The organism is Undibacter mobilis, from assembly GCF_003367195.1.
Lineage (GTDB): Bacteria > Pseudomonadota > Alphaproteobacteria > Rhizobiales > Xanthobacteraceae > Pseudolabrys > Pseudolabrys mobilis.
Map to the genome: position 1 here is coordinate 229,458 of NZ_QRGO01000003.1, position 20,832 is coordinate 250,289.

General features: G+C 64.0%; 18 protein-coding genes. All 18 read right to left on the bottom strand.

Going from position 1 to position 20,832, the window contains the following annotated elements; all coding sequences use genetic code 11:
* Window positions 1-2: 2 nt before the first annotated feature.
* The 18 genes from rbbA to DXH78_RS18625 all read right to left on the bottom strand — a co-directional run bounded on the left by rbbA (window position 3) and on the right by DXH78_RS18625 (window position 20,774).
* Window positions 3-2,714 carry a ribosome-associated ATPase/putative transporter RbbA gene (gene rbbA / locus DXH78_RS18540; RefSeq protein WP_115518747.1) on the bottom strand — a complete coding sequence of 904 codons (2,712 nt, stop codon included), beginning with the start codon at window positions 2,712-2,714 and terminating at the stop codon, window positions 3-5.
* Entirely contained in the window at window positions 2,711-3,781 is a 1,071-nt protein-coding gene (locus tag DXH78_RS18545; RefSeq protein ID WP_115518748.1) for an HlyD family secretion protein, read from the bottom strand. Before DXH78_RS18545 ends, rbbA begins: the two co-directional genes overlap by 4 nt.
* An 89-nt stretch (window positions 3,782-3,870) precedes the next feature.
* Complete coding sequence (locus DXH78_RS18550; RefSeq protein WP_115518749.1) at window positions 3,871-4,893, bottom strand: Gfo/Idh/MocA family protein; 1,023 nt, start codon at window positions 4,891-4,893, stop codon at window positions 3,871-3,873.
* A 75-nt stretch (window positions 4,894-4,968) separates the two neighbouring features.
* Window positions 4,969-6,006: a beta-ketoacyl-ACP synthase III gene (locus DXH78_RS18555; RefSeq protein WP_245416944.1), complete on the bottom strand. Its 1,038-nt coding sequence runs from the start codon at window positions 6,004-6,006 to the stop codon at window positions 4,969-4,971.
* Between the two features lie 108 nt (window positions 6,007-6,114).
* The gene (lpxB, locus tag DXH78_RS18560; RefSeq protein ID WP_115518751.1) at window positions 6,115-7,278 is read right to left on the bottom strand and encodes a lipid-A-disaccharide synthase; all 1,164 of its coding nucleotides are present in this window, start codon (window positions 7,276-7,278) and stop codon (window positions 6,115-6,117) included.
* Entirely contained in the window at window positions 7,275-8,144 is an 870-nt protein-coding gene (locus DXH78_RS18565) for an LpxI family protein (protein WP_115518752.1), read from the bottom strand. Before DXH78_RS18565 ends, lpxB begins: the two co-directional genes overlap by 4 nt.
* Window positions 8,141-8,956 carry an acyl-ACP--UDP-N-acetylglucosamine O-acyltransferase gene (lpxA, locus tag DXH78_RS18570; protein ID WP_115518753.1) on the bottom strand — a complete coding sequence of 272 codons (816 nt, stop codon included), beginning with the start codon at window positions 8,954-8,956 and terminating at the stop codon, window positions 8,141-8,143. Before lpxA ends, DXH78_RS18565 begins: the two co-directional genes overlap by 4 nt.
* Before the next feature lie 21 nt (window positions 8,957-8,977).
* Complete coding sequence (gene fabZ / locus DXH78_RS18575; RefSeq protein WP_430727509.1) at window positions 8,978-9,436, bottom strand: 3-hydroxyacyl-ACP dehydratase FabZ; 459 nt, start codon at window positions 9,434-9,436, stop codon at window positions 8,978-8,980.
* A 10-nt stretch (window positions 9,437-9,446) separates the two neighbouring features.
* Window positions 9,447-10,499: a UDP-3-O-(3-hydroxymyristoyl)glucosamine N-acyltransferase gene (gene lpxD, locus DXH78_RS18580; protein ID WP_115518754.1), complete on the bottom strand. Its 1,053-nt coding sequence runs from the start codon at window positions 10,497-10,499 to the stop codon at window positions 9,447-9,449.
* 52 nt (window positions 10,500-10,551) lie between these two features.
* Complete coding sequence (gene bamA / locus DXH78_RS18585) at window positions 10,552-13,047, bottom strand: outer membrane protein assembly factor BamA (RefSeq protein WP_115518755.1); 2,496 nt, start codon at window positions 13,045-13,047, stop codon at window positions 10,552-10,554.
* Between the two features lie 168 nt (window positions 13,048-13,215).
* The gene (rseP, locus tag DXH78_RS18590) at window positions 13,216-14,361 is read right to left on the bottom strand and encodes an RIP metalloprotease RseP (protein ID WP_115518756.1); all 1,146 of its coding nucleotides are present in this window, start codon (window positions 14,359-14,361) and stop codon (window positions 13,216-13,218) included.
* A gap of 50 nt (window positions 14,362-14,411) precedes the next feature.
* A complete protein-coding gene (dxr, locus tag DXH78_RS18595) occupies window positions 14,412-15,656 on the bottom strand; it encodes a 1-deoxy-D-xylulose-5-phosphate reductoisomerase (protein WP_115518757.1) in 1,245 nt (414 codons plus the stop codon).
* 5 nt (window positions 15,657-15,661) lie between these two features.
* Entirely contained in the window at window positions 15,662-16,525 is an 864-nt protein-coding gene (locus DXH78_RS18600) for a phosphatidate cytidylyltransferase (RefSeq protein ID WP_115518758.1), read from the bottom strand.
* Entirely contained in the window at window positions 16,525-17,277 is a 753-nt protein-coding gene (locus DXH78_RS18605; protein WP_115518759.1) for an isoprenyl transferase, read from the bottom strand. The genes DXH78_RS18600 and DXH78_RS18605 overlap by 1 nt, the downstream gene beginning before the upstream one ends.
* 12 nt (window positions 17,278-17,289) lie before the next feature.
* Entirely contained in the window at window positions 17,290-17,847 is a 558-nt protein-coding gene (frr, locus tag DXH78_RS18610; RefSeq protein ID WP_115518760.1) for a ribosome recycling factor, read from the bottom strand.
* Between the two features lie 108 nt (window positions 17,848-17,955).
* Window positions 17,956-18,669 (bottom strand): UMP kinase, encoded by a 714-nt coding sequence (pyrH, locus tag DXH78_RS18615; protein WP_115518761.1) that lies wholly within the window; start codon window positions 18,667-18,669, stop codon window positions 17,956-17,958.
* Window positions 18,670-18,728: 59 nt separating this feature from the next.
* Window positions 18,729-19,658 (bottom strand): translation elongation factor Ts, encoded by a 930-nt coding sequence (tsf, locus tag DXH78_RS18620; RefSeq protein WP_115518762.1) that lies wholly within the window; start codon window positions 19,656-19,658, stop codon window positions 18,729-18,731.
* A 111-nt stretch (window positions 19,659-19,769) separates the two neighbouring features.
* Window positions 19,770-20,774 (bottom strand): 30S ribosomal protein S2, encoded by a 1,005-nt coding sequence (locus tag DXH78_RS18625; RefSeq protein ID WP_115518763.1) that lies wholly within the window; start codon window positions 20,772-20,774, stop codon window positions 19,770-19,772.
* Window positions 20,775-20,832 lie beyond the last annotated feature (58 nt).

The window sequence follows — 20,832 nt, forward strand, 5'->3', positions numbered from 1 at the left end:
CGTCAGTTCTCCTGTTTCTTCAGCAGCATGGCGCACAGGCCGATCAGCACCGGCACCGCCAGCACCAACGGCAAGAAGGAGGATTGCAGGTCGCCAAAGCCAAGCGCTTTGGCAAAGGCGCCGCGCGAGATGGTCAGGAAATGCGTAGTCGGATAGACGGCGCCGACGATGGCGCCGAAGCCCTCGAGTGCCGACACCGGTTCGATGAAGCCGGAATACTGTGTCGCCGGAATCAAGGTGACGATAGCGGTGCCGAACACGGCAGCGACCTGGCTCTTCATGAAAGAGGACATCAGCAACCCCATGGCGGTCGCCGAGATCACGTAGAGCAGCGCGCCGGCGCACAGCGCCGCAAAACTGCCCTTCAGCGGCACGCCGAACAGGGTGACAGCCAGCAATGTCAGCAGCAGGAAATTCAGCATCGCCAGCACAACGTAAGGCAGCTGCTTGCCGATGAGAAATTCCAGCCGCGTGGTCGGCGTGACGTAGAAGTTGATGATCGAGCCGAGCTCCTTCTCGCGCACGACGCTGAGCGCGGTCAGCATGGACGGAATGAGCATCAGCAGCATTGGGATCACCGCCGGCACCATGGCGACGATACTCTTGACGTCGGGGTTGTAGCGGTAGCGGATGGCGATATTGACCGGCGCGGCGATGCCGCCGGCCGCGCCGAGCCACTGCTGGTGCATGGCCTGCACATAGCCTTCGATCGTTTCCGCCCGCATCGGCATGCTGCCATCGATCCAGGCGCCGATCTGCACGCGATTGCCGCGGGCGACATCGCGGCCGAAATTCGGCGGCAGCTCTATGGCCAATGTGATCTCGCCGGCGCGCATGCGTCGATCGAGATCGTTGTAGTCGGTGATTCGCGGTCGCTCGGTGAAATAACGCGAGCCCTCGATGTTGAGGACGTAGTTTTGGCTGCTCATGGTCTGGTCGCGGTCGAGCACTGCGAAAGTGAGGTTCTCGACGTCCATGGTGATGCCGTAGGCCATTACGAACATCAGGATCATGCTGCCGACCAGCGCCAGCGTGGCGCGGATGGGGTCGCGCAGCAGTTCGAGCGTCTCACGCTGGGCGTAACTCATAACGCGGCCCGCATCGAAGAAACGCGTCGCCGGCCGCACTGCCGCCGCCTGTGTGGATAGCCGCTCGATATCCGGCCGAGCCTCTTTGCCGGTGTCCTCCAAATAGGCGATGAAGGCTTCTTCCACGTTTCGGACGCCGCGCTCGGCCACCAGCGCCGCAGGCGTGTCGCTGGCCAGCACTTTGCCGGCATGCATCAGCGAAATGCGGTCGCAGCGTTCCGCCTCGTTCATAAAATGGGTCGAGATGAAGATGGTGACCCCGTCATTGCGCGACAGGTCGATCAGCGTCTGCCAGAAGGCGTCGCGCGCGACCGGATCGACACCGGAAGTGGGTTCGTCGAGGATGAGCAGCGACGGCCTGTGAATCATAGCAACCGCCAGCGACAAGCGCTGACGCTGGCCGAGCGGCAGTTGTGCGGGCAGCATGTCCATGAGGCCGTCAAGCCCAAACCGCTCGGTAACCCCTGCTACGCGTTCTGGAATCTGATCGGCAGGCATCTGGAACAGGCGCGCATGCAGCTCGAGGTTCTGCCGCACCGTCAATTCACCGTAGAGGGAGAACCCTTGCGACATGTATCCGACGCGCCGGCGCGTCTCCATGTCTCTCGGATCGACAGGCAGTCCGAACAGCCGGGCTTCGCCTTCGCTCGGCGGCAACAGCCCGGTCATCATCTTCATCGTCGTGGTCTTGCCGCAGCCGTTGGAGCCGAGGAAGCCGAATATTTCACCACGGCGAATGCGGAAGCTGACATGATCGACCGCAACGAAATCGCCGAAGCGCATGGTCAGGTCTCGGGCTTCGATAGCGATGTTGGCGTGATCCGCCGGCAGTGGCTTGAGCACGACCGCGCGATGGTCGCGCCGCTGTTCTTCCGGTAGCAACGCAATGAAGGCCGCTTCCAAGTTCGGCGCTCGGGTCCGCTGCAAAAGATTATCGACAGTTCCGGCCGCCATGACGCGGCCCGCATTCATGGCAATCAGCCAGTCGAAGGCCGCGGCCTCCTCCATATAGGCCGTGGCAACGATGACGCTCATCGAAGGACGGCCGGCGCGAATGCGCCCGATCAATTCCCAGAACTGGCGCCGCGACAAGGGATCGATGCCCGTTGTCGGCTCGTCGAGGATCAGCAGGTCCGGGTCATGAACCAGCGCGCAGCACAGGCCGAGCTTCTGCTTCATCCCGCCGGACAGCTTGCCTGCGGGCCGATCGAGAAATGGCGCCAGACCCGTGCTTTCGGCCAGCGTGGCAATCCGGCGCTCCCGTTCGGCCTCGCCCTGCCCGAACAATCTCGCAAAGAAGTCGATGTTCTCCCGCACCGACAGCATGGCGTAGAGGTTCTTGCCGAGCCCCTGCGGCATGTAGGCAATGCGCGGACAGACCTCGCCGCGATGGCTGGCCTTCGCCATGTCACCGCCGAGCACCTCGACGCTGCCACTTTGCACGCGCCGGGCCCCGGCAACCAGGGCCAGCAGACTGGATTTGCCGACGCCGTCGGGGCCGATCAGGCCGACCATGCGGCCTGACGGCAGATCCAGCGTGATGTCATCAAGCGCCTGCACGGCACCGTATCGCAGCGCCACGTCGCGTAGCCGGGCAACCGGCGCGGCGGCGGCTTCCCCGTTCATTGCGGTAGCCTAGCCTCAAGCTGGGGCGGCCATTTCGCACCGGCGTCCAGCCGCACATAGGCCGTTCCCGGCAGGCCAGTCTTGACCTGACGGACGTATTTCCGCAGCAGGTCCGGCGCGATCCTTGCCTTGATGCGGAACATCAGCTTCTGCCGCTCTTCGGCCGTCTCGACCGTCTTCGGCGTGAACTGCGCGACATCAGCGACGAAGGTCGCGCGCGCCGGCACGACGTACTGCGGAATGGCGTCGATGACGAGATGAACCTCGCTGCCGATCGCGACACGGCCGGCGGCGTCGGTCGACAGAAAGAACGTCATGTAGACGTCGCTTAGATCGACCACGTTGAGGACCTTGCCGCCGGCCCCAAGCACTTCGCCCGGCTGGGCGACGCGATACTGGACCCTGCCGTCGCGCGGCGCCACCAAAGTGCCGTCGGCTATATCGGCCTTGATGCGATCGACGGTTGCCTTGGTGGCATCGACCGCGGCTTCGGCATCGATCACCTGCGCCTGCGCCGCACCTATTGCGGAATCGACCGCGGCCGCCTGCGCTTCCGCCGCGCTGACCGCTGCCTTGGCACCTTCGTAGCGGGCCCGGTCATTGTCGAGATTCTCAATGGAGCCGCTGCCGGACTTGGCGAGTTGTTCCGAGCGCACGAAACGCTTCTGCGCGGCATCGAGCTCGGCATTGCGCTGAGCAATCACGGCGACGGCGGCCTGCTTCTCGGCCCGGCGCTGCACCACCTGGCTCCGTGCAGTGTCGATCGCGATGGTGGCGCGCCGCACGTGCGCCTGTGCCTCGCGCAGCTGGGCCTCGAGCACTTCAGTGTCCATCCTGGCGAGGACCTGCCCCGCGGTGACAAAGTCGCCCTCGTCGACCATGACCTCCTTGAGCCGGCCCGGAGTCTTCGCCGCAATGTCGATCTCGGTGGCTTCAATGCGGCCATTGGCGCTGGCGATGCCCGGCGGCAGCGGCGACGCGCTGAGCCAGTGCCACGCAGCGTAGCCACCGCCAAAGGCCACGACCGCAATCACGGCCCACAGAAACCGGTTTCTGGTCTTGTCCATGTCCGTAACGCCTCGCTTGCCTAGCATATTAATGTAGACCGGCGCGGCAACGAGGAAGTTGACTTAACGCAACGACGTGACTGCGCATCCTAGCCGATTGAGACAGGCTGTCCCTGCTCCGCCGATGCCAGCATCGCTTCGATCAGCCGCATGACCTTGAGCGATTCCCGGCCACTCGATTCCGGCTCGCGTTTATTGTCGATGGCATCGAGGAAATCGACGATCAGGCCCTTGTGGGCGTCGTTCGGGAACGCCATCGGATCGGCGCCGCCGCTCTTGGACGCCGCGCCTTCGTGATGCACGTGGCGACCGTCCTTGAAATAGATATCGAGCGTCTCGGCGTTGAGCACCGCGGTGGCGTTGGTGCAGGCCAGTTCCAGCTTCTCCGGAAAGCCCGGATAGGACACGGTGGTGGCGTCGATGGTGCCGATAGCGCCGTTTCTGAATTCGACAGCGCCGGCGGCAATGTCTTCGGTGTCGATTTTGCGCAGCGGCGAAGTCTTGGCGAAGGCGGTGACGCGCGCAATCGGCCCGGTCAGACTCTGGAATAGATCGAGCGTGTGAATTGCCTGCGTGATCAGCACGCCGCCGCCATCGCGCACTTTCATGCCGCGACCTGCTTGCGCGAAATATTCGGGCGTGCGCCACCAGCGGATTGACGCCGAAGCCGAGACCAGATCGCCGAGTTCGCCGCTTTGCACCGCGGCGCGCAGCTTGCGCGAGGCATCGCGGAAACGGTGCTGCAGCATCACGGCGAATGTCCGGCCGGACTTGTCCATCGCCGCGACCTGCTTCTCGCCGCGCGCGCTGGTGAAATCGATCGGCTTTTCCAGCAGCACATGCTTGCCGGCCGCCGCGCATTGCTCGACAAGATCGAGATGCGACATAGGCGGCGTCAGCACGAAGACGACGTCGATCGAGGTATCGCTCAGGATCGCATCGAGACTGTCGACGACCGGATGGCTGTTGGCGGCGGCGAAGGCCTTGCGGCGCTCAATGGACGGCGTGAAGCAGGCGGCGATATCAACACGCCCGGACAGCTCCTCAAGGCTCTTGAGATGAGGCTTGAGCGCCATGCCCAACCCGACAATGCCAACGCGATGCTTCGCCATGAGCCGCCTCCCCGAAAGGTCCGCCGCGGCGTTGCTCACCGCTGGCGTTGCAGATCGTTTTTATAGATCTAGAACTCAGGCGTGCCCGGCATTGCCATTGAGCTTTGCGGCCTTGGCGCCGTCATAGGCCCATTGCACATAAACGCCGGCCCAGGTGAAGCCGCCGCCGAAGGCTGCGAACACCATCTTGTTGCCGGCTTTCAGCTGCGGTTCGTAGTCCCACAGACACAGCGGGATCGTTGCGTTGGTGGTGTTGCCGTATTTGTGGATGGTCACCATCACCTTGTCCATCGACAGGCCCATCCGCTCGGCGGTCGACTCGATGATGCGCTTGTTGGCCTGATGCGGCACCAGCCAGTCGATCTGATCGCCGCGCAGATTGTTGCGCGTCATGATCTCGCCGGACACTTCCGCCATTTTGGCGATGGCGAATTTGTACACTGCCGCGCCTTCCTGATGCACGTAGTGCAGACGCTTGGCGATCGTGTCGGCGGAGGCCGGCATACGCGAGCCGCCGGCTTTCTGATGCAAATGGATGGCGCCCGACCCGTCCGAGCGGATCAGCGCATCCATGATGCCGTAGCCCTGATTGTTGGGCTCGAGCAGTACGGCGCCAGCGCCATCGCCGAAGATCACGCAAGTGGCGCGGTCTTGATAGTCGATGATCGACGACATCTTGTCGGCGCCGACCACGATGACCTTCTTCGCGGTGCCGGTGGCAATGAACTGCGAGGCAATGGTCAGCGAATAGAGAAAACCCGAGCAGGCTGCCTGCACGTCGAACGAGCCGATATTGTTGATGCCGACCATGTCGCAGATCAGGTTCGCGGTCGACGGAAACTGCATGTCCGGCGTCGTCGTCGCGCAAATCAGCAGATCGATTTCTTCCGGTCGCGTGTTGGTCTTCTTCAGCAGGCCGCGCACAGCCTCGGCGCCCATATGCGAGGTGCCGAGCCCCTCGCCCTTAAGGATGTGGCGCTCCTTGATGCCGGTGCGCTCGGTAATCCAGGAGTCGGTTGTATCGACCATACGCGCGAGATCCGCGTTGGTCAGCAGGTCCGGCGGCACATAGCCATGGACGGCGGTAATCGAGGCACGGGATGGCACTGGCACGGGGTTGTTTCCGCTCGGGGCCTCAGGAATCGGGTTCCCGGGCCGGGACTGTCAAAATACGCGTTCCGGAAAGCCGGCGCCACCGTTTCGGCCCGCCGACGGTTAAATTCACCGTAATGTGGTCAAAACAGCGGCCGCCGCCCTCTCGCTTGGCGAGCCCTGCCCAATTTTCATGATGGTGTCGAGCTCGCCGAAAGCCTCGATTTGACGGCGGCGCTCCGGCGTATCGGTCATAAGCGGCGCCAGCGCGCGCGTCAGGTTTTCGGGGGTGCAGTCCTGTTGCAGAAACTCCGGTACCACGTTCCGGCCGAGCACGAGGTTGGCCAGGATGGCGGAGGGAACCTTGATCAGGAGCCGCGCAACCCATTCCTCCAGCTTGGCAACCTTGTAGGCGGTGACCATCGGCACGCCGGCCAGTGCCAGTTCGAGGGTTGAAGTTCCGGATTTGGCGAGCGCGGCCCGAGCGCGCCGGAAAGCGGCGTATTTCTCGTCCGCATTGCTCACCACCCGTGCCGGCACCGGCCAGCGCGCCACGGCGTCCCGCACGGTCGCCTCGAGCCGCTCAACGGTTGGTACGACGACCTCGAATGGCCCGGCCGAGGCCGCCAGTTGCCCCAATGCGGTGCCGAAAACCTCGGCCATGCGCCGAACCTCGCCGGAGCGGCTGCCGGGCATGGCCAGGACCAGCGGCGGACCTTCAAGGCGCGTGGCCGGTCCATTTTCGGGGCGAAGCTTGCCGACCTGTTCGGCCAGCGGATGGCCGACAAAAACGGTCGCCGGTCCGCCAAGCCGGGCCATGGCCTCGGGCTCGAATGGCAGCAACGCCAGCACGCGGTCGACATAACCGAGCATCGCCTTGGCGCGGCCCGGCCGCCACGCCCAGACCGATGGGCAGACATAATCGACGATCGGGATATTGGGTGCGGCGGCGCGCACCTTACGCGCTACGCGATGGGTGAATTCAGGGCTGTCGATGATGACCAGCAGATCAGGTTTGGCCGCAACCACAGCCGCCGCGGTCTCGTTAATACGCTTGAGAATGGCCGGCAGGCTTTTGACGATAGCGGCAAAACCGATGATCGCCAGCTCGCCGAGCGGAAACAGACTGGGCACGCCCTCCGCCGTCATCTGGCTGCCACCGACCGCGGAGAAACGAATGCCTGCGCGCTCGCGGCGCAAGGCGCGGATCAGCGCCGCGCCGAGCCGGTCGCCCGACTCCTCGCCCGCGACCAGATAAATATGCGGGCCGGGCCCGGATGCTGTGCCACTCATGACCGCCGTTCCGGCACGCTGACGATGAAAATCCCCGCGCGATCGGCGGCGGCGAGGAGCTTGTCCGCTTCGGCAACGACGGTCGCTCCGGCGACAACGGCGATACCGGCGAGACCCGCCTGCGCCACGCCCTCGACCGTTCGCGGACCGATCGACGGCAGATCGAAGCGGCGATCCTGGTGGCGCTTCGGCGCCTTCACCATGACGCCGCGCCCTTTGGCGGACCGCACGCGGCCATTGGCGCGCAGTTCGGCAACGCGGGCCAGCATCTGATCGGTGCCTTCGGCCGCCTCGACGGCGAGCACGTGACGGTTGGCGATCGCAACAGCCTGCCCGATATCGAACGGGCTCGCGGCGTCGAGATAATCCAGGCCGAGTTCGATATCGGCACGGTCGGCCTCGCTTGGCTGCACACTACCGAGCACGCCCGCGGGGGCGAGAATTTCCGGCGCCACCTCGTGCGCGCCGCGCAGGTGAAAGCCCTCGTCCTCGAGTAGCCGCGCCATGCCCGTCAACAGATGATCGTCGCCGCCGCGAAACGCCTTGAGCACGCGGGGCATGATCATCAGCGCCTTGAGATCGGGCCGGGTCTGAAGAATTCGCGGCCGCACCAGCGCACCGATGAAGACGACATCGCTGGCGCCCTCAGCCCGCGCCAGCCGCATGAACTTGCCGATCTGGCCGATATAGATCCAGTGATGGGGATAGTTCTCGACCGGCAGGCCGTCCGCGGCGCCGATGAGCGGGAACAGCACGACCTTGCGGCCCCGCGCCGCGACATAATCAGCGATGGCCAGAGGCAGAGCGCCGCCGCCGCAGATCATGGCCAGCGGTCCTTGCGACGGCGTGGCCACGGCGTCGCTCATTGGTCGTCATCCGTCCCGTTGCGCATCGTCGCCATGGTCAATGGCCGCTTGCCGGCGCGAATGAATTCGATGATGCGCACGACGAGCGCATCATCGGCATATGTGGCGGCCACCTTGTCGAGACGTGCCTTGAACGCGCCGTCGCCGAAGAAAAGATCCTGATAGGCCGAACGGACGCGATGCACCTCGGCTTTGCTCAGGCCGCGCCGGCGCATGCCGACGACATTGAGGCCGACAAGATCAGCCAGCGGCCCGTGCGCCATGCCGAAAGGGATCACGTCGGCGCGCACGCCAGACAACCCGACGATCATCGCACCCTCGCCGATCCGCACAAACTGGCGCACCGCGACGCCGCCACCGAACACGACATTATCGCCGATCTGCGAATGACCACCGAGCAGAACGTTGTTGGCGAAAACGACCTTGTTGCCGACGACGCAGTCATGAGCCACGTGGCTGCCGACCATGAAGAAGCAGTTGTTGCCTACCGTGGTGACGCCACGGTCCGCGGCGGTGCCGGTGTTCATGGTGACGTGTTCGCGGATGTCGTTGTCCGCGCCAATCTCGAGCCGCGTCGGCTCGCCCTTGTAGCCGAGCGACTGCGGCGGCGTGCCGAGCGAGGCAAACGGATAAACGACCGTGCGCGCACCGATGGTGGTGTAGCCGGTCACGTTGACATGAGACACCAGCCGCACACCGGCTTCCAGCTTCACATGGGGGCCGACGATGCAATACGGCCCGATCGAAACGTCGGGGCCGATGACCGCGCCCGACGCAATGTGCGCGGTCGGGTCGATGACAGGGTCGTTCATACCGGGCCCTTCAGCTCAGCCCTAGCGGTTGGAAATCATGGCGCCGAGATCGGCTTCGGCGACCACGGTGTCGCCAACCTTGGCGATGCCGCGATACCACCACATGTCCTTGCGCCGCGCGGTGCGTGTCATGTGATATTCGAGCGTATCGCCAGGTCGCACCGGCTTGCGGAATTTGGCATTGTCGATGGTGAGGAAGAATACCGACTTCGGCTGGCGCGACGAGGTCGCGGCGATGCAGAGAACGCCGGCGGTCTGCGCCATGCCTTCGATCATTAGAACGCCGGGGAAAATCGGGTTGCCGGGGAAATGGCCCTGAAACTGCGGCTCATTGATCGTAACGTTCTTGACGCCGCAGCCGTACTCGTCGCCACGAATGTTGACGACACGGTCGACGAGCAGGAACGGATAGCGATGCGGCAACAGCTCCATCACTTTCGCGATGTCGGCAGTCTCCAGCGTCGTGACCATTTCATCCATAGCGACACACTCATTCATCGGCCGCGGCGCCGTCCTTTTGACGCACCATCCGCTCGACCGCTTTGATTTCCCGCAGCCACTGCCTCATTGGTTTGGCTGGTGACCCGCCCCACCGCGATCCCGGCGGCACATCCGTGGCGACGTTGGACGACGCCGCAATTTGCGAACCCTCGCCGATCGTCACATTGGGAACGGCCCCCGCCCGGGCGCCCATGGCAACGAAGTCTTCCAACGTGGCACTGCCCGAAATACCCGTATAAGCGACCAAAATGCAATGCCGGCCGATCGACACATTGTGGCCGACCTGCACCAGGTTGTCGATCTTGGTACCCTCGCCGATCACGGTGTCGCGGATGGCGCCTCGATCCACGGTGGTACCGGCCCCGATCTCAACGTCGTCCTGGATGATGACGCGCCCCACCTGCGGCACCTTGAGGTGTCCGGCTCCGCCCATGACATAGCCGAACCCGTCCTGGCCGATCTTGCAGCCCGGATGGATGATGACGCGATCACCGATCAGGGCATTCGTGACGACCGTGGTGGGGCCGATCGAGCAATCACGGCCGATGCGCACTCCGGGCCCGATCACCGCATTGGCACCGATCACCGTGCCGCTGCCAATCTCGGCGCCGGCACCGATGAAGGCGCCCGGTTCGGCGGTCGCACCACTTTCCAGCCGTGCCGTCTCGTCGATGTGAGCCCCTTTGGTCGCCCCGGCGGGAGCCATGGACAGCGGACGCAGAGACTCGGGAAACAGCGCGCGCGAGACTTGGACAAAGGCCTTGAACGGTTCACGTACAACCAGCGCCACCGTCCGCGCCGGCAGCATGCCAACGAGTTCAGCCCGGGTCAGGCAGACCGCCGCGTGGGTCGCGGCCGCTGCGGCCGCGAAGTTCTTATTATCGAAAAACGTTATGTCGTAAGGCGACGCGCGATCGAGCGGCGCGACATTGACGACGCGACGGCCGCCGGCGCCCCCCTCAGCCATGGAGGCACCGGTCAGCTTGACGATTTCGTCAAACGTCAGACCGCCTGTCTCACGCAGGAATAACGGCTCGCTCATCCCGACCTTGCACTTGCCGTGACGCCGGATGACCGCCGCCGGCGGGCGGCGATCAGAACTTGGTGCCGCCGCCGAACCGGAACATCTGCGTACGGTCGCATACTTCGGTTGCGCCAACCCCTGTGGAGATCGAGCAGTATTTCTTTAGCGGATAGGCGAAGTCGAAGCGCAGCGGCCCCAGCGGCGAATCCCAGATCAAGCCGACACCCACCGACGAACGGATGTTGGTGGCACTGTCGAGACCAACCTGTAGCGTTTCACCGGTGACAGACCACGACGTCGGGCCCTCATAGCCCCAGACATTACCTGCATCGGCGAAGGCCGCGAGCTTAATGCCGATTTCCTTCGGCAGGAAGTAAAGCGGCGTCTGGACCTCAAGGCTTGCGCCCCAAAACTTGGTGCCACCGAGCGAGTCATTGTTGGAGCCAGGCGTAATATCGCGCGGTCCGATGCCGTTGCTGGCAAAACCACGAACGATGTTCGGACCCATCTGGAAGTGATCCAGCATGCGCAGATCCTTGCTGCCCCAGCCGGCGATATTACCGCCCTGCAACTTCAGCACACCAACCACATCCGGCACCACTTCATAGTAGGTACGCGCTTCCGCCGTAGTACGGATGAAGTTCACGTCGCCGCCGACGCCAGCAAGATCCTGCTTGAGTTCAGCGTATAGACCGCTGGTCGGATTCTTGTTGTTGTCGAGTGTGTTGTAGGCGGTGGTGTAACCGAGCATCGACACGGTAACTGGACCGTTGGCCAGTTCCTTACGGACCGCGAGCGAGGCTTCGCCGTCCGCATAACACTCGTCGAGAGGCTTCACAGCGCCCGGCTGATGGGCGTTGTAGCCAGACGGCGTTGGCGTAAACATCGGCGAAGCCGTCGATATACAGTTATTATACTGGTCCGGCAGCGTGATCTTCTGACGATAGATCGAATAGCGCGGCGAGAACGACAGTTCCTCAGTTAGCGCAAAGCCGAGACGAAGGTTCGTGCCGTAGGTCTCCATCGAGTAGGAAACCGAATTCGATGCGGTGTTCTTGCGCCAAAACAAGTCGACGCCACCAGCCATGCGATAACCGAGCAGATAGGGCTCGACGAAGTTCAGGTCGACGCCACGCGTGCGCTGGCCGTAGGTCACGGCGGCCTTGGCATACTGGCCGCGGCCCATCAGGTTGCGGTCAGCGACGCTGGCCTCGGCAATGAAACCGTCGGCGGTCGAATAGCCGCCCGCAATGGAGAACTCGCCAGTCGATTGCTCTTCGACGTTGACATTGACCACAACGCGATCGGGCGCTGACCCTGGTTCGTTGGTGATCTTCACGGTCTTGAAGTAATTGAGGTTTTTCAAGCGACGCTCGGCGCGGTCGATCAGCGCGCGGTTATAGGCGTCGCCTTCCGAAATATCGAACTCGCGGCGGATCACGTAATCGCGGGTGCGGTTATTGCCGCGGATGTTGATGCGCTCGATATAGGCGCGCGTGCCCTCTTCCACGACGAAGGCAAGGTTGATGGTGCGTGTGTCGACCTTGCGCTCGCCGCGCGGACGCACGTTGGCGAAGGCATAGCCGCGCTTGGCCGCTTCGATCGCCATGGCTTCGACGCTCTTCTCGACGAGATCGGCGTTGTAGACGCTGCCGGGAGACAGCTTGACCTTGCCTCGCAGATCGCCGGTGTCGATAGCGCGAACGTTGGAGATCACATCAACGGTGCCGACGCGGTATTGCGGCCCCTCGTCGATGGTGAAGGTGATGATGAAGCCCTTCTTCGACGGATCGTATTCGCCGACAGCCGAGATAATACGAACGTCCGCGTAGCCGTACTTGAGATAGAAACGGCGCAGCAGGTCGCGGTCGGCTTCGACGCGATCCGGATCGTAGATGTCGGTGGTCTGCAGGAAGCTGAGGAAGTTGCTTTCCGCGGTCTTGATGACGTCCTTGAGGCGGCTGCGTGAAAAGGCCTTGTTGCCGACGAAGCGGATATCCTTGACGCCGGTCTTGTCGCCTTCCTTGATCTCGAAGACCAGGTTCACGCGATTGTTCGGCAACTCGATGATCTTCGGCGTGACAGTGACGTCGAAACGGCCGCTGCGCTGATAGATTTCGATGATGCGCTGCACGTCGGATTGCACGGTCGGCTTCGACAATGTGCCGCGCGCCTTCGACTGCACTTCGAGCTTGAGCTGGTCGTCCTTGGCCTTCTTGTTGCCCTCGAACGCGACCTGGTTGATGACCGGGTTCTCAACCACGGTCACGACCAGACGACCGCCGGTATTGCTGGTGCGGACGTCCTCGAACAGACCGGTGGCGTAAAGCGCCTTGAGGCCCTCGTCGATCTCGACAGGCCCCAGACGGCCCGAACCGCTGCGGAAATAGGAACGGATGGTCTCGGCTTCGACGCGGCGGTTGCCCTGCACGACGATCGAGTTAGCCGACTGCGCCATCGCAGGCGTGGAGGAAGAAATGGTAACGCCGGCGGTACCAACAACGATACCACCGAGGAAGACCAGAGAGAGGGTCAGTCCCCGAATAACCCGCACACTAAGTCCCATGCGCAACGCGCCCTTTTTTTAGTCCCTGCGGCCGACACCGCGTCTGGCCCCGACCGACTCTTTTTGGCCCGTCGTCGGAAAGCGTTGTACAGCGTTTTGTGCGCGCTGCAAACGAAACCGCCAGGCGGACTTTCCCTTTCCCCTCATCACGTTGCCGGTTGGCAACGATTATGACGTGGCAAGGTGCAGGATGTCATTAAAGGTTGCAAAAATCATCAACATCAGGACGATCGCCAGCCCGATTCTGAACCCCACCTCCTGGGCACGCTCCGACAGCGGACGGCCGCGGATGGCCTCCACGGCGTAGAACAAAAGATGACCGCCATCGAGCAGTGGGATCGGGAACAAGTTGAGTAGGCCAATGGACACCGACAGCACAGCCGTCAGGTGCAAAAGGGCCACAAACCCGGCCGTAGCCACCTGCCCGGACACCTGGGCAATGCGGATGGGGCCGCCGAGCTGGTCGGCGCTCTCCCGGCCGGCGAAGATACCGCCGATATAGGACAGGGTCCGGTCGACCACGAACCAGGTCTCCTGGGCCCCCGCCGACAGCGCGGCCAAAGGTCCCATGGTCTCGGTCCGGATATCCCCAGGCGCCATTGACCGGCTGATGCCGAGCACGCCGAGGCGGTGGAGGTTGCCGAAATTGTCCTTCACCTCCCGCATCTGCGGTACGGCCGTGAGCAGTACCTTCTCGCCGCCGCGATCGACCTCGACCGTGAGTTTCTCGCCGGCGCTGATGCTGACCACGCGTTGCATGTCGGCGAAGCTGGCGATCTTGCTGCCGTTGATCGACAGCACGAGGTCGCCCGACTTGAAGCCGGCCGCCTGAGCGGCGCTGCCGTCCTGGATGGCATCGACGCGCGCGGTCGTGGTCTGCTTGCCCGCGATCATGAAGACGCCGGCGAAGATCAGGATGGCGAGGATGAAATTGGCAATGGGGCCTGCCGCTACGACGGCGGCACGCGAACTGACCGGCTTGTGCACGAAGGAGACCTTGCGCTCCTCCTCGCTCATGGCATTGGCCGCCTCGTGGTCGGGAACGCTGGCGGCGTTTTCGTCGCCAAGGAATTTCACGTACCCGCCAAGCGGAATAGCCGACAGCTTCCAGCGCGTGCCGTAGCGGTCGTTGAAGCCGACGATCTCCGGCCCGAAGCCGATCGAAAAGGCGGTGACCTTCACGCCGCACCAGCGCGCCACCAGGAAGTGGCCCAGTTCATGGAAGAACACGACGATGGTGAGGACGAACAGGAAAGGAACGATGTAACCGGCCGCCCCGCCACCGAAGGCGCCCAATTGCTCGAAAACGCTCATCTGAAATCCTCGTCCGGGCCGCGAAAGGCCACACTATGACCGAAAGGTGACTAGAATGCCTTTACGGCATTATTGAGCAAGAGCTCGCGGGCCAGTCCTCTGGCGGTATGGTCAACGGCGAGCGCGGCCTCCACCGATAGCGGCTCGGCCAGAAGCCCACGCTTGCCTGCAGCCTCGAGCGTCGCCTCGACCAACGCGGCGATGCCGGCGAAGCTCAGGCGCCCGGCCATGAATTCGGCCACCGCCACCTCGTCGGCGGCGTTCAGGACGGTCGGCGCCGCCCCGCCCGCGATCATGGCCTGCCGCGCCAGTCCGAGTGCCGGAAAACGCGTGAGATCCGGATTCTCGAACGTTAATTCGCGCAAAGCGGCCAGATCCAGCCGTGGAACCGGGCCGTCGAGACGCTCAGGGTAAGCCAGACAATGGGCAATCGGCACCCGCATGTCAGCCGGCCCGAGCTGGGCCACCACCGAGCCGTCGCGAAACTCGACAAGGCCATGGACCACGGATTGCGGATGCACCAGCACCTCGATCTCGTCGGGCGCGAGACCGAACAGATGATGCGCCTCGATCAGTTCGAGGCCCTTGTTCATCAACGTCGCGGAGTCGATCGTGACCTTCGGCCCCATCGACCAGTTCGGATGCTTGAGCGCCTGTTCCGGCGTCGCCGCCTTGATCGCATCCAGCGTCCAGGTACGGAACGGACCGCCCGACGCGGTAAGGATCACGCGCGACACGTCTTCGCGGCGACCGGCGCCGAGCGCCTGAAACACCGCGTTGTGTTCGCTGTCCACCGGCAGGACCGCGGCGCCCGAGGCCTTGGCGCGGCGCATGAACAGGGAGCCGGCGCAAACAAGGCATTCCTTGTTGGCGAGCGCGACCGTTGCACCACGCTCAATGGCGGCCAGCGTCGGTTTGAGGCCGACTGCGCCGGCAATCGCGGCCATCACCCAATCCGCGGGGCGCTGCGCGGCTTCGATCAAACCCGCCTCGCCTGCGGCGGTTTCAATGCCGCTGCCAGCGAGTGCCGCTTTGAGTTCGGCATAACCGCTTTCATCTGCCAGCACGGCCACGCGAGCGCCGAGCTCGCGCGCAACCATCGCCAGCGCCGCGGCATTGCTGTTGGCGGTCACGGCCTCGACGCGAAAGCGATCGGGCGAACGCTTGATGAGATCGACCGTGCTCGAGCCGATGGAGCCGGTGGCGCCAAGAATGCTGACGCTGCGCGCTTTCGCTTGCGGCTGCGATGCCGAAAGCCGGGTCGCTGCGAGCCCTCCCGCACTGATGGCGCTCATGGCGCTCACCAGATCAAGAGGCCGCGGGCCGGCTCGTCGAGACCGCCGCGGACAATGCCGATCGCGACCGCGACAATCGCAGCCGCCCAGAAACCGTCGAGGCGATCCATCGCGCCGCCATGGCCCGGGATCAACTGGCTGGCGTCCTTGGCGTTGAAGTGGCGCTTGATGTGCGACTCCAGAAGATCGCCCGCCTGCGACACGACCGACAGCACAACGGCCAGACCGGCAATGGCGGCGGTGTTGAAACCGCCGAACAAGGTGGCGACCGCCACAGCCGCGGCAACGGCGCCGATCGTACCGCCGATGGCCCCTGACCAGGTCTTCTTCGGGCTCACCGCAGGCATCAGCTTCGGTCCGCCGATGGCGCGGCCGGTGAAGTATGCGAGCACGTCGGTGGTCCAGACGACGGCAAACAAAAGGACGATGGCGATGAAGCCCATGACGTCCTCGCCGCGCAAGATCATCGGCGCCAGCATCATCGAACCCGCATAGCCAATGCCGCCGACAATCCACAGCCGCTGCGCGCGCGTCACGAAAATCGACGCCGCGAGCGCCCCCAGCGCCATCAACAGCAGCGCCGCCACCGGATGGTCGGTCCACGCCAGTATCGCAGCGAGCACGATGGCACCGCCGCATGACAGCACCAGCATCCGGTGATCGCGTCCGGCAACAAGGCCGATCCATTCCCACAGCACCGCGAGCGCCGCGAGCACCCAGAACACCGCGAAGATCCAGCCACCCCACCACGCCGCGCCGATGGCAACCGGCGCCATCACCGCGGCCGAGATGACGCGCAGCACCAGATTGCTCGTTGCCGGCTTTCCGTCTCCGGAATTGACGCCCGCTTCGGCCGGCGGCACCGACATCACGATGCCGTCCTGGCGACGAGGCCGCCGAAACGGCGTTCTCGCTGGCGGAAGCTGTCGATCGCGGCTTCCAGCGCCGCGCGGTCAAAGTCGGGCCAGTATGTGGGCACGAAGACGAGTTCGCTATAGGCCGACTGCCACAGCAGGAAATTCGACAGGCGCTGTTCGCCGCTGGTGCGAATGATCAGATCGGGATCGGGAAGATCCGGTGCGTCGAGGAAACCCGCGAAGCTGTCCAGCGTGATGTCGTCCGGCTTGAGTTTGCCATCGGCAACCAGTTGCGCGGCGCGCCTGGCGGCGCGGACGATTTCCTGCCGCGCGCCGTAATTGAAGGCGACGACCAGGGTCAGATTCGTGTTGTTGCGGGTCAGCTCTTCGGCTTCGGTCAGCAGCCGCGCAATGTCGGGCTCAAGGCCCTCGCGCTCGCCGATGATGCGCACGCGCACGCCGCTCTCGTGCAACTGGGCCAGATCGTTGCGGATGAAGCGGCGCAGCAGCCCCATCAGTTCGCCGACTTCGCTGGCCGGCCGCGACCAGTTCTCGGCGCTGAAGGAGAAAATCGTGATGATCTTGATGCCCAGATCACCGGCGGCGCGGATCGTGCGCCGCACGGCCTCGACGCCGCGGCGGTGGCCCTCGACCCGCGGCATGCCCCGCGCCGACGCCCAGCGTCCGTTGCCATCCATGATGATGGCGACGTGGTGCGGCACTTCCGTAGAAGCCGCGCTTTGCTGATACTCGGCGTCGGACATTCTGGCTCGACCTCAGACCGTGAGGATCTCCTTTTCCTTCGCGGCGAGAAGCTGATCGACCTCTGCGATGCCGGCGTCGGTGGCCTTCTGAATGTCGGTGGTGAAGCGCTCGATCTCGTCCTTGCCGTGATCCTTCTCGAGCTTCTTGAGGATGTCGAGCGCATCGCGGCGCACGTGGCGGACGGCGACGCGCGCGGTCTCGGCGTATTTATGCGCGAGCTTGACGAGCTCCTTGCGGCGATCCTGGTTGAGTTCGGGAATGCGCAGGCGGATGGTCTGGCCTTCGGTGGCCGGCGACAGGCCAAGATTGGAATCGACGATCGCTTTCTCCACCGCCTTGACCAGCGACTTGTCCCAGACGTTGACCGCGATCAGCCGCGGCTCCGGCACCGTGACGCTGGCGCACTGGTTGAGCGACATGCTCTGGCCGTAGGCATCGACCATCACCGGGTCGAGCAGATGCGTCGAGGCGCGGCCCGTGCGCAGGCCCGACAGCTCGGTCTTGAGCGCAGCGGCGGCACCCGCCATGCGGCGCTTGATTTCGTTCATGTCATGAGTGGCACTGGCCATGACGCTTCCCCTGCTTCTTTAGGTGACCGCCGTTCGGTCGTTTGAGCACGCAGCGTCGCACCGCGTGCTCCGGCCATCAGGCCGCTTAGAACTTTCAGGCGGATTCGACTAGCCAACCAGCGTCGAACGCCCCTCGCCGCGCAGTACGGCCTCGACCGCCCCCTTCCCCGCCATCGAGAAAACGATGATAGGCAAGCGGTTCTCGCGGGCAAGCGCGAAGGCGGCGCCATCCATCACCTTGAGGTCCTTTTCGAGGGCCTCCTGGTGGCTGACGCGCTCGTAGCGCTTGGCGGACGGGTCCTTCTTGGGATCGGCGGTATAGACGCCGTCGACATTGGTGGCTTTCAGCACCGCCTGGCAGTCGAGTTCCGCGGCGCGCAGCACCGCGGTGGTATCGGTCGTGAAGAACGGATTGCCGGTCCCCGCCGCCAGCAGCACGACCCGGCCCTTGGCCAGATTCTTCATCGCGCGCTTGCGGTTATAGGTTTCGCACACCGTCGTCATGGTGAGCGCCGACAGGGTGCGGGCCTCGACGCCGGCGCGCTCGACGGCGGCTTCCAGCACCAGGCAGTTCATCACGGTCGCCAGCATGCCCATGGTGTCGCCAACGGGGCGCGGCACGCCGCGGTTCGACACTTCGACGCCGCGGAAAATATTGCCGCCGCCGACCACGACGCCAAGCTCGACACCCATTTTCGCGGTCGCGGCAAGATCGGCCGCAATGCGCTCGACAACGCCCTGATCGATACCGAAGCCCTTGTCGGCGGACAGTGCCTCGCCGGACAGCTTGACGATGACGCGCTTGTAAATGGGATCAGCCATCAGCCGCGGTCCCCTCATTGCAAGAGCGGCGGTGACTGATGCACCGCCGCTTTGTTCGTTCAGTTAGGCTTCACGGCCGCCGCCACTTCGGCGGCAAAGTCCGATTCCTGTTTCTCGATGCCCTCGCCAAGCGCGTAGCGCACAAAGCCGGTGATCTTGATCGGGCCACCGACCTTGCCTTCGGCTTCCTTCACCGCCTGCGCGACGCTCTTCTTGCCGGAGTCGTCGAAGATGAACGGCTGCTCGAGGAAGGTCTGCTCCTTGTAGAAGGTCTTCAGCCCGTTCTCGACGATCTTCTCGATCATGTTTTCAGGCTTGCCCTGCTGCCGGAACTTGTCGGCGAGCACGTCCTTCTCGCGCTTGATCACATCGGCCGGCACGCCCGAGGCGTCGAGCGCGATCGGGTTCGACGAAGCGACATGCATCGCCAGCTGACGGCCGAGCGCAACGAGCTCGTCGGCGTTGCCGGGCGATTCAAGACCGACGATGACGCCGATCTTGCCGAGGCCTTCGGACACCGAGGTGTGAACGTAGGAACCGATCGCGCCCTTGCTCACTTCGAGCGAAGCGGCGCGGCGCAGCGTCATGTTCTCGCCGATCTTGGCGATGGTGTCATTGAAGGCATCGGCGATGGTGATCGCGCCGACCTTCTGCGCCTTGATCTTCTCGACATCCGGGCCGACGTCGAAGGCGACATCCGCGCTCATTTTCACGAGGCCCTGGAACAGGTCATTGCGCGCGACAAAGTCCGTCTCCGAGTTGACCTCGACAACGACGGCCTTCGGGCCTTTCACGGTGAGTCCGATCAGGCCTTCGGCGGCGACGCGGCCGGCCTTCTTGGCGGCCTTCGAGAGGCCCTTCTTGCGCAACCAGTCCTGCGCCTGCGCCATGTCGCCGGCGGTTTCGTTCAGCGCGGCCTTGCAATCCATCATGCCGGCGCCGGTCGACTCGCGCAGCTCCTTGACCATTTGTGCGGTAATATTTGCCATCGGTAAAATCCTCTATGCGCCAACCCGGCAAAGTCCGGGACTTTGGCCGCTGGCGTCTTCATTCGGAGCGAAGTGCCGGCACCGTTATATGGGTGCCGGCCAATCGTATTGTTACTCGGCGTCCGCGAGCATGGTCTTCGCCTTGGCGATCCAGCCATCGACGCGACCCGGCAGGCCGACTTCTTCGCCGACATTATGCGCAGCAGTCGGTGACAGTTCGGCGATCTGCGAATAGTGGAAAATGCCGAGGTCGTTGAGCTGCTTTTCGATCGCGCCCGACACGCCGGGCAGCTTCTTGAGGTCGTCGGCGACGCCGCGCGGACCCGGGAGCTGTTCGAAGCCGAGGTCGGCGGTGGCCGGCGCGGTCGGGATCGGTTCTGCAATCGGCTTTTCCGAAGCGCCGATATCGACGCCGCGTTCGCCCTGGGCGCGCGCGATGCCGTCGATGGCCGCCTTGGCGATCAGGTCGCAATACAGCGACACGGCGCGGCTGGCGTCATCGTTGCCCGGCACGACATAGGTGATGCCGTTCGGATCGCAATTGGTGTCGACGATGGCGGCGACCGGAATGTTGAGCCGGCGCGCTTCCTTGATCGCGATGTCTTCCTTGTTGGTGTCGATCACGAAGATCAGGTCGGGCACGCCGCCCATGTCCTTGATGCCGCCGAGCGAGCGGTCGAGCTTGTCGCGCTCGCGCTGCATCGTCAGGCGCTCTTTCTTGGTGTAACCGCCGGCATCGGCCGAGTTGAGGATCTCGTCGAGCTTGCGCAGACGCGAGATCGAACCCGAGATCGTCTTCCAGTTGGTCAGCGTGCCGCCGAGCCAACGCGAATTGACGTAGTACTGGGCGCAGCGCTTGGCGGCGTCCGCGATGGCGTCCTGCGCCTGGCGCTTGGTGCCGACGAACAGGATGCGGCCGCCCTTGGCGACGGTGTCCGACACCGCCTTCAGCGCCGTATGCAGCATCGGCACGGTCTGGGCGAGATCGACGATATGAATGTTGCTGCGGGTGCCGAAGATGTATTGCCCCATCTTCGGGTTCCAACGGTGGGCCTGATGGCCGAAATGGACGCCAGCCTCGAGAAGCTGACGCATCGAGAAGTCAGGAAGAGCCATAGATATTCTCCGGTTGATCCGCCGCGGAGGGTGTGTGAGCCCTTGATTAGCCTTTGAT

Coding starts and splice junctions, on each gene's coding strand:
- DXH78_RS18625 (WP_115518763.1), bottom strand. CDS start 20,774: ATGGCTCTTCCTGACTTCTCGATGCGTCAGCTTCTCGAGGCTGGCGTC.
- dxr (WP_115518757.1), bottom strand. CDS start 15,656: ATGAGCGCCATCAGTGCGGGAGGGCTCGCAGCGACCCGGCTTTCGGCA.
- DXH78_RS18605 (WP_115518759.1), bottom strand. CDS start 17,277: ATGTCCGACGCCGAGTATCAGCAAAGCGCGGCTTCTACGGAAGTGCCG.
- rseP (WP_115518756.1), bottom strand. CDS start 14,361: ATGAGCGTTTTCGAGCAATTGGGCGCCTTCGGTGGCGGGGCGGCCGGT.
- lpxD (WP_115518754.1), bottom strand. CDS start 10,499: ATGAGCGAGCCGTTATTCCTGCGTGAGACAGGCGGTCTGACGTTTGAC.
- lpxB (WP_115518751.1), bottom strand. CDS start 7,278: ATGAGTGGCACAGCATCCGGGCCCGGCCCGCATATTTATCTGGTCGCG.
- bamA (WP_115518755.1), bottom strand. CDS start 13,047: ATGGGACTTAGTGTGCGGGTTATTCGGGGACTGACCCTCTCTCTGGTC.
- DXH78_RS18550 (WP_115518749.1), bottom strand. CDS start 4,893: ATGGCGAAGCATCGCGTTGGCATTGTCGGGTTGGGCATGGCGCTCAAG.
- DXH78_RS18565 (WP_115518752.1), bottom strand. CDS start 8,144: ATGAGCGACGCCGTGGCCACGCCGTCGCAAGGACCGCTGGCCATGATC.
- DXH78_RS18600 (WP_115518758.1), bottom strand. CDS start 16,525: ATGTCGGTGCCGCCGGCCGAAGCGGGCGTCAATTCCGGAGACGGAAAG.
- fabZ (WP_430727509.1), bottom strand. CDS start 9,436: ATGGATGAAATGGTCACGACGCTGGAGACTGCCGACATCGCGAAAGTG.
- lpxA (WP_115518753.1), bottom strand. CDS start 8,956: ATGAACGACCCTGTCATCGACCCGACCGCGCACATTGCGTCGGGCGCG.
- frr (WP_115518760.1), bottom strand. CDS start 17,847: ATGGCCAGTGCCACTCATGACATGAACGAAATCAAGCGCCGCATGGCG.
- tsf (WP_115518762.1), bottom strand. CDS start 19,658: ATGGCAAATATTACCGCACAAATGGTCAAGGAGCTGCGCGAGTCGACC.
- pyrH (WP_115518761.1), bottom strand. CDS start 18,669: ATGGCTGATCCCATTTACAAGCGCGTCATCGTCAAGCTGTCCGGCGAG.
- rbbA (WP_115518747.1), bottom strand. CDS start 2,714: ATGAACGGGGAAGCCGCCGCCGCGCCGGTTGCCCGGCTACGCGACGTG.
- DXH78_RS18545 (WP_115518748.1), bottom strand. CDS start 3,781: ATGGACAAGACCAGAAACCGGTTTCTGTGGGCCGTGATTGCGGTCGTG.